A 7,727-nucleotide genomic window follows, 5' to 3' on the forward strand; every position below is an offset into this window, starting at 1 on the left:
GCATAATTCCTATGTAAGCTGTTGTATTAATATTATTTTATTGTGATTGAGAAGGCTGTGTTTGTACAGGCAGTATGTCGCCTGTAGCACTTAAACCATATTTAGACCCTAAGGCCTGTAAAATTAAACGTGCATCAAAAGCATCTTGAGGTGCTGTTTTTTGATCTTTAAAACAGGTGATGGTATAGGCTACTTGAACTGGCTCTAAACTGACCACCTGTGGCACATCATAAAAAGGATCAAAGAACATAGGATGTCTACGATATCCATAACCATACGGGTAAGGATTGGAATAAACCACAGTTTGACGAGGTGGTTGTTGTGTGCGATTGCTTGGATCATCTTGGACTTTAAAAAAATGAAAGCCCTGTTTGACTGTTGTTTGTGCAGCTTTAAGTAAGGTTATTTCTTCAGCTGTACCATAGCTCATGTTAGATGAGCCTTGAAAACTAATACGATACGTTGATTGGTTCAAGGGAATAGTTGCGAATTGCCCAAGCTGATCAAATGTACGCGGTTTACTTGGCGTCGTGACACAACCAGACAGCAGGAGCATGCCAGATAATCCCAAAATCATGCATAAGTTTTTCATTTCGCTCTCCTGAAGTCTGTTGTGTCAATATCAATTTAGAAGCTACTGTTTGGCTGTTTTAAGAATTCTATTTCCTCAGGCGTAGAGAGACGATTTAAAATTTCATTACGATGAGGATAGCGGCCGAAACGTTCAATGATGACTTGATGCTTTTTCTCAAAGTCTAAATTTACAGGGTTGCCTAATGCCTCAAACAAACGAAGCGCTTGAGTGTGAATGATTTTTGATTCGCTATGCATGAAAGGCATATATAAGAAGCTACGTTGTTCAGGTTCCAGTTCGAGATCTAAACCAAGACGAACCGCTTCTTGAGCTAGCCCAAGTGCTAATGGATCTTGGGCAAAAGATTCAGCTTTGCCACGATAAACATTACGAGAAAATTGATCCAAGACAATGATTTCTGCTAAGCGTCCTAAAGCAGTTTCCCGCCATGTCCATAGTTCGCCTGCGGCAGCTTGTTGGATGGTGTGACCAAATTGCGCTTGAATAAGTTGATCGAAAGCATCGCTTTTCGCAAACCAATGTGGTTGAGTTTCAGCACTGAACCAAAAATCTATAACGTTGTGATAATTCATATTCTTTACAGTTTGTTAGCATTTATTCTGCAATAAAATCACAAATTTCAGATGTCTTAAAGACTAAGATTGTGTTAAAAATTTGCCAAAATAAAAGGTTTATCCAACTGAAATGTATATGCAAACTGCATTTGGGAATATAAATCACGGTATACTTGATATAAATCAATAATTTTTTATCTCAGTCGTTCTTCTAGATAAGCGAGTAAGTAATGAGTCAACCCGAAGCGCTCTCTGAAACAATTTTACCAAATTGGGTGGATTCGTCGGTGTTTAAAGGTATGTTACGAGGCATTGAGCGCGAAAGCTTAAGGATGCAAAGTGATGGCTTTATCTCCCAGAAAGATCATCCTAAGGGTTTAGGCTCTGCGTTAACTCATCCTCATATTACGACAGATTATTCTGAAGCCTTACTTGAGTTTATTACGCCTCCTCAATCTTCAATTCCTGAAGCATTAAGCTACTTAGAAGATATTCATGCTTTCACTCATCGACATCTAGAAGATGGTGAAAAGCTATGGCCAATGTCGATGCCATGTATGTTGGATGATGAAGAAGAAAGTATTCGTCTTGCGCAATATGGCTCGTCCAATATTGGTAAATTCAAAACCTTATACCGTCGTGGTTTAGGTGTACGTTATGGTCGTCGTATGCAGACGATTTCAGGTGTACATTACAATGTTTCATTCCCTGATGCGTTGTTTGAGCAGTTGCAAGCAAACGAGCAAGATGAAGCTTTAAAACAGCTCAGTTTGCAGGATTATCGCAGCCATCGATATTTCGCTTTAATTCGAAATTTCATTCGTTTAACCCCATTGGTTATGTTTTTGATAGGTGCAAGCCCATCGGTCTGTCGTTGTTTTATGACGGGTCGTGAACATCATTTATTGCCTTTAATTAAGGGAACATTGTATTTGCCATATGCCACTGCATTGCGTATGGGGCGCTTTGGATATCAAAACTCAGCGCAGAAAGAGTTAGGTATTCATTACAATGATTTGAAAGGATATTTAGCAGGCTTACAAAAGGCGGTGAAAACGTCTTATGCTGCTTTCAGTCGTTTGGGATTAGATGACGAAGCGGGCGAACCGATCCAAATTAATGATCACGTACTGCAAATTGAAAATGAGTACTACAGTCTTGTACGCCCTAAACAAGTACCACAGTCTGGTGAAACACCATCTGATGCATTAGCAAACCGTGGTGTAGGGTATGTAGAATTGCGCGCAGTAGATGTGAATCCATACAGCCCTATTGGTATTAATGAAGATACTGCAGGCTTCTTAGAGGTATTAGCGCTTTATTGTTTATTAAAAGACAGTCCTGAGCTGCTAGATGATGAACTTGAAGTGATTGAACAAAACCAGCAAGAAGTTGTGAATCGTGGACGTGCGCCAAATGCTGCCATTGTTGAAAATGGTCAATCAATTGAAATTGAGACATGGGCAAATCAATATCTCAAACAGATGCAGCCTTTAGCAGAAACGTTAGATCAAGTTCACTTGACCTCGTTGTATTCTGATGCAATGCAAATCATGCAATCACGTGTAGATGAGGTGGATGAAACCTTCTCTGCGAAAATAGTAGAAGATACTGTAAAACATAGTGGTACTTGGAGCTTAGGCAGTGTGCTCGCGCATCAACATGCTGATCATTATCAAAATTATGTGTTATCTCAGGATAAAGTCACCTATTTTGAACAACTCACAGTGCAATCACTTGAACAGCAACAACAGTTGGAAGCAGAGTGTAGTCTAAGCTTTAAAGAATATTTAAAAGCATATCGATAAAAATATTGAGGAAAGTATATGCAGTGGCAAAATTATCGCATGGTGAGTGGTCTGTTGTTTGTAGCCAGCGTGATTGGAATGGCCTTCGCGTTGTATCTCGAACATGTCCAAGGACTTGAGCCTTGTCCATTGTGTGTATTTCAACGGTTAGGTCTGATCGGACTGGGACTGATTTCTTTTATTGCGGTTCTACACAATCCCGTCCGTAATGGTTTAAAACGAGCATATGCTTTCCTAGGGACATTATCGATTTTATGGTCAGCGGGTGTTGCGGCACGTCATGTCTGGCTGCAGAGTTTACCTCCAGATAAAGTGCCAAGTTGTGGGCCTGGTTTAGATTATTTGGTAGATGCTTTGCCGCTTAAAACAGTGCTTCAACAAGTGCTGTCAGGATCAGGCGAATGTGCGGTAGTAGACTGGACTTTCCTAGGTCAGTCTTTACCTGTATGGTCTTTGGTATTTTTTAGTATTTTGCTGATCATCTCGATTTGGCAGTTATTCAGAAAGTATCCTGCTTAAAATAAAAAAGCCAACTAATAGTTGGCTTTTTTATTGAAGATGGTCAGGTTTCTACGATTCCTTCCATGCTTTCTAATTTGATTAAATATTTACGGATTTGCTCTTCAGCTAATTCATCGTGATGTGGATAGAACCATTTAACGATTTGCTCAGCAACACTGGAATGGTATTGAATCTCCATATGATTGAGCCCGTAGAACACAGCTTTGTGTGATTCTGGCAATTTCAGTTGGAATCGCGGATTTGGATGCTCACCCAAAGCACTTTGCACACTCACTAAGTAATCGCCAATGACTTTGAGTGTACGATTTTTACGATTTTCAAACTCAATTGTTCCAGCTACTAAGAATGTATTGATATGTGAAGGCAGCGGTGCAGGTTTACGATTATCATCCATCATGCCAATACGAGCGTGATTGTGTTCCCAGTCATCATCACGGACACTACCATGGCGTAAATCCAAAATACCATCACTGCGAATATTCACAATGTGGCTGGCTAACTTGATGACGGGAAAGTGTCCAATTTTTTCTTGAACGGCAAAGCCAATACGTTCTAGAACCGCACCATGATGTGGAGAACCTAAGCAGACCAAATTCTCTGCCATGTGAAACCATTGATGGAGATTTTGTTTACCATAAAACAAAGCACTTCTAGAAACCAAACCACCCATACTGTGACCGATTAAATCAAGGCTGGTGATACGTGGATTGCGCTTTACCAAGTCTTCAAGCATATTGGCCAACGAACGACCATTCGCTGAAATTCTGCGACCAGTGTTGTAATGCAAATAAAGCATGGTGTTGTTGTCGCGTTGTGCAAGCAGTTTTTCACCAATACCGCCATAGTTACGATTGGTCCAATCAAGATGATTCATGCACAGACCATGGCAAAAGATCACGACACGACCTGACAGGTCACCCTGTTGTAACTCTCCATAGTGATCATACAGATTACTTGTAATCGCCAACGGATTTTGATTTTTGAGTAAATAGTCGCCAATCACGCCATTAAGAGCACTGACCAAAAAAATCATTTTTGGCGTGAGGGGTTTATCATGGAGTTTCGGAAATTGATCAATGATTTTGCGCAGGGCTGGTGCGACCAAATAATTTCCGTAATTTAGAAGCGTGTCATATGAAAATTGATATAACTTTCGAACGTAGGTTTTCTTTTGAAATTCTTTTGATGTTTTTTTACTTAAACCAAATACGGTTAAGAGCACTTCACGTTGAAGTGATTGAATGAGATTTTGAACAGCAAGGTTAATTGGAGTGCTGACCAGTTGTGCCAAACCTTCAAGCACATCGGCCTGACTTGGAGGAGATCGATCCCATTTACAATAGGTTTCATGTAGTGGCGTTAAACTCGGCATCTAGTCTTATCCTGATAGTGCATGATCATCTAAAGACACTTTATTTTTAGCAATGATCACTGTATAAAATTCCTTGTATTTATCTTATGTTGTTCATCCCGAACAATTTTTAAGATAACTTTGATTTCAGATCGGCTCTAATTTTTTTGTCTGACAATATTTGTTATCGTACAAAAGAGAAACAAATATGTGATCTGATTCACAATAAAAATTAGAACAATTTTGAGGAAAATGCAATTAATCAGTTCATGAATATTATCTATCTACATGGATTTCAAAGTAGTCCTTTTTCGATTAAAGGGCAACTGATTCGTCAGTATTTTGAAAGACATGAACATGTACAAGTGCATTTGCCCGATTTAAATATGCCGCCTGATCAGGTCATGACTTCGATTTCGACACTCATCGAGTCTATGTCAAATGTCGTTTTGATTGGGAGCAGTTTAGGTGGATTTTATGCGACGCAGCTTGCCGCGAAACATGGAGTTGCAGCTGTACTGATTAATCCCGCTATGCAACCATGGAAATTATTTAGAAACTTGTTTTCAACGGCGCAGTTTCCTTATCCAGTCACTGCGAATTGGTCGTTAGATGAAGCTCAGCTTGATCAATTGGAGCATATGGCAGTTCCGTTTGTGCAAGATGCAGACAAAATCTTGGTCTTGTTACAACAAGGTGATGAAGTTTTGGATTATCGTGAAGCGGAACGTTATTATAATTGCGATGGTCATCAAGCGTTCCTCATTACAGAAACATATGGCAATCACGCGATGGATGATTTCGCGGATAAAATACCCTTGGTATATCAGTTTTTAGCTGACAGCTTAAAATAAGGAAACAATTCAACGTGTCTCAATATACGGCCCAATCCCTTGAAGTCTTATCTGGTTTAGATCCTGTACGCCGTCGTCCAGGCATGTATACCGATACCACACGTCCAAACCATTTGGCGCAAGAGGTCATTGATAATGCGGTCGATGAAGCATTGGCAGGACACGCGAATAAAATTACAGTGACTGTGTATAAAGATGGGTCATTGTCAGTAGAAGATAACGGGCGTGGTATGCCAGTTGATATTCATCCTGAATATGGTCAAAGCGGCATTGAAATCATTCTGACTAAACTGCATGCAGGCGGGAAATTCAGCACAGATAATTATCAATTCTCTGGTGGTTTGCACGGGGTTGGTATTTCTGTTGTAAATGCGCTTTCCACACGTGTGGAAGTCCAAGTTCAGCGCCAAGGTAATTTGTACAAAATGGCCTTTGAGCAAGGTGAAGCAACGGCACCACTTGAAGTTCTGGAAGGTAAAGCACCTAAACGTGCATCGGGTACCTCAGTTCACTTTTGGCCTGAAGCGAAATATTTTGATTCACCTAAATTTGCATTAAAGGCACTTAAACACAATTTAAAAGCGAAGGCGGTATTAGCTGCTGGCTTACAAATCAATTATGTTGATGAAATTAACGACGAAAAGATCACTTGGCAGTTTGAAAATGGTCTCGTCGATTATTTGATGGATGAGTTGGAAGATCGTGAAATCATCCCTATGCCTGCATTTGTCGCTACAGGTGACGCGGAACGTGCCAGTGCGGAGTTTGCGATTTGTTGGAATGTTGAAGGCGGAGAGAGCATTCAAGAATCTTATGTGAACTTGATTCCAACGGCGCAAGGTGGCACACATGTGAATGGTCTTCGTTCAGGTGTGACGGATGCGATCCGTGAGTTCTGTGAGTTACGTAATCTCTTACCACGTAATATGAAGCTTTCAGCGGAAGATGTGTGGGATGGCGTGAACTATATTCTGTCTTTGAAATTTCAAGAGCCACAATTTTCAGGTCAAACCAAAGAGCGTCTTTCAAGTCGTGAAGCCTCTGCGATTGTGCAGAACATCGCAAAAGATGCTTTTGCCTTATGGTTGAATCAAAACTCTGAAATTGCAATGCAATTGGCTGAAATGGCGATTTCAAAAGCGGGACGTCGTTTAAAAGCAGCGAAGAAAGTTGAGCGCAAAAAAATCGTTTCAGGTCCAACTTTACCAGGCAAATTATCTGATTGTGTGGGACATAGTTTGGAAGAGTCAGAACTATTTATTGTGGAAGGTGATTCTGCTGGAGGATCTGCCAAACAGGCGCGTGATAAGAATTTCCAAGCGATTATGCCGATCCGCGGAAAAATTTTAAACACTTGGGAAGTCTCTTCAGATGAAGTACTTGCTTCTCAAGAGGTTCATAATATTGCAATCGCAATAGGAGTTGATCCGGGTTCTGATGATTTGTCTGAACTTCGCTATGGCAAGATCTGTATTCTTGCCGATGCAGACTCAGATGGATTACATATTGCGACTTTGCTATGTGCATTATTTGTGAAGCACTTCCCAAGTCTAGTTGAAGCAGGGCACTTATTTGTTGCGATGCCACCTTTATTCCGTATTGATGACGGTAAAGATGTGCATTACGCGCTTGACGAAGTAGAATTAGAAGGCATATTGAAAAAAGCCAAAACTAAATCCCCACAAATCACACGATTTAAAGGTTTGGGTGAGATGAATGCAAGTCAGCTCCGTGAAACAACATTGGATCCCAATACTCGTCGTTTGGTGCAACTAGATTTGGATGATGTGCATTTTACTTCAGGTTTATTAGATAAATTATTAGCCAAGAAACGCGCAAGTGATCGTAAAGAATGGTTGGAACAAAAAGGCAACTTAGCTGAATTAGTCGTTTAATTTTCTGCAGACACGAGCATTAAAGCCCGCAGATGCGGGCTTGTTTATACTTCACAGAGGCTTTGTTGCACAAAGATTTGAAATGCAAAGCGCCCCTAATTGAGCCAAATTTAAGGCGTAACTTGGGTAAGTGGTCGACCTAATTCCG

Annotated in this window: 7 protein-coding genes; 4 read left to right on the plus strand and 3 right to left on the minus strand. The window is 40.5% G+C overall.

All coding sequences use genetic code 11. The features are described 5' to 3' along the window. Positions 1 to 37 precede the first annotated feature (37 nt). Both AC1M9D_RS07440 and AC1M9D_RS07445 read right to left on the minus strand, forming a co-directional pair. On the minus strand, positions 38 to 592 hold the full coding sequence (locus tag AC1M9D_RS07440; protein ID WP_481611848.1) for a CC0125/CC1285 family lipoprotein: 555 nt from the start codon (positions 590 to 592) through the stop codon (positions 38 to 40). Between the two features lie 35 nt (positions 593 to 627). Next, positions 628 to 1,167: a DUF924 family protein gene (locus tag AC1M9D_RS07445; RefSeq protein ID WP_035264779.1), complete on the minus strand. Its 540-nt coding sequence runs from the start codon at positions 1,165 to 1,167 to the stop codon at positions 628 to 630. Between the two features lie 212 nt (positions 1,168 to 1,379). Here AC1M9D_RS07445 and gshA point away from each other — a divergent pair, with 212 nt between their 5' ends. Together gshA and AC1M9D_RS07455 are read left to right on the plus strand one after the other, a co-directional pair. Continuing rightward, entirely contained in the window at positions 1,380 to 2,957 is a 1,578-nt protein-coding gene (gene gshA, locus AC1M9D_RS07450) for a glutamate--cysteine ligase (RefSeq protein WP_180028387.1), read from the plus strand. A gap of 18 nt (positions 2,958 to 2,975) precedes the next feature. After that, entirely contained in the window at positions 2,976 to 3,476 is a 501-nt protein-coding gene (locus AC1M9D_RS07455; protein ID WP_180028388.1) for a disulfide bond formation protein B, read from the plus strand. 43 nt (positions 3,477 to 3,519) lie between these two features. On the opposite strand, the gene AC1M9D_RS07460 is transcribed toward AC1M9D_RS07455, so the two are convergent. After that, complete coding sequence (locus AC1M9D_RS07460) at positions 3,520 to 4,851, minus strand: PGAP1-like alpha/beta domain-containing protein (protein ID WP_180028389.1); 1,332 nt, start codon at positions 4,849 to 4,851, stop codon at positions 3,520 to 3,522. Positions 4,852 to 5,099: 248 nt separating this feature from the next. Here AC1M9D_RS07460 and AC1M9D_RS07465 point away from each other — a divergent pair, with 248 nt between their 5' ends. Together AC1M9D_RS07465 and parE are read left to right on the plus strand one after the other, a co-directional pair. Next, positions 5,100 to 5,684 (plus strand): YqiA/YcfP family alpha/beta fold hydrolase, encoded by a 585-nt coding sequence (locus AC1M9D_RS07465; protein ID WP_481611849.1) that lies wholly within the window; start codon positions 5,100 to 5,102, stop codon positions 5,682 to 5,684. A gap of 14 nt (positions 5,685 to 5,698) precedes the next feature. Then, the gene (gene parE / locus AC1M9D_RS07470; RefSeq protein ID WP_481590164.1) at positions 5,699 to 7,579 is read left to right on the plus strand and encodes a DNA topoisomerase IV subunit B; all 1,881 of its coding nucleotides are present in this window, start codon (positions 5,699 to 5,701) and stop codon (positions 7,577 to 7,579) included. The last annotated feature ends 148 nt before the right edge of the window (positions 7,580 to 7,727 follow it).

Source organism: Acinetobacter sp. ANC_7682, from assembly GCF_056779795.1.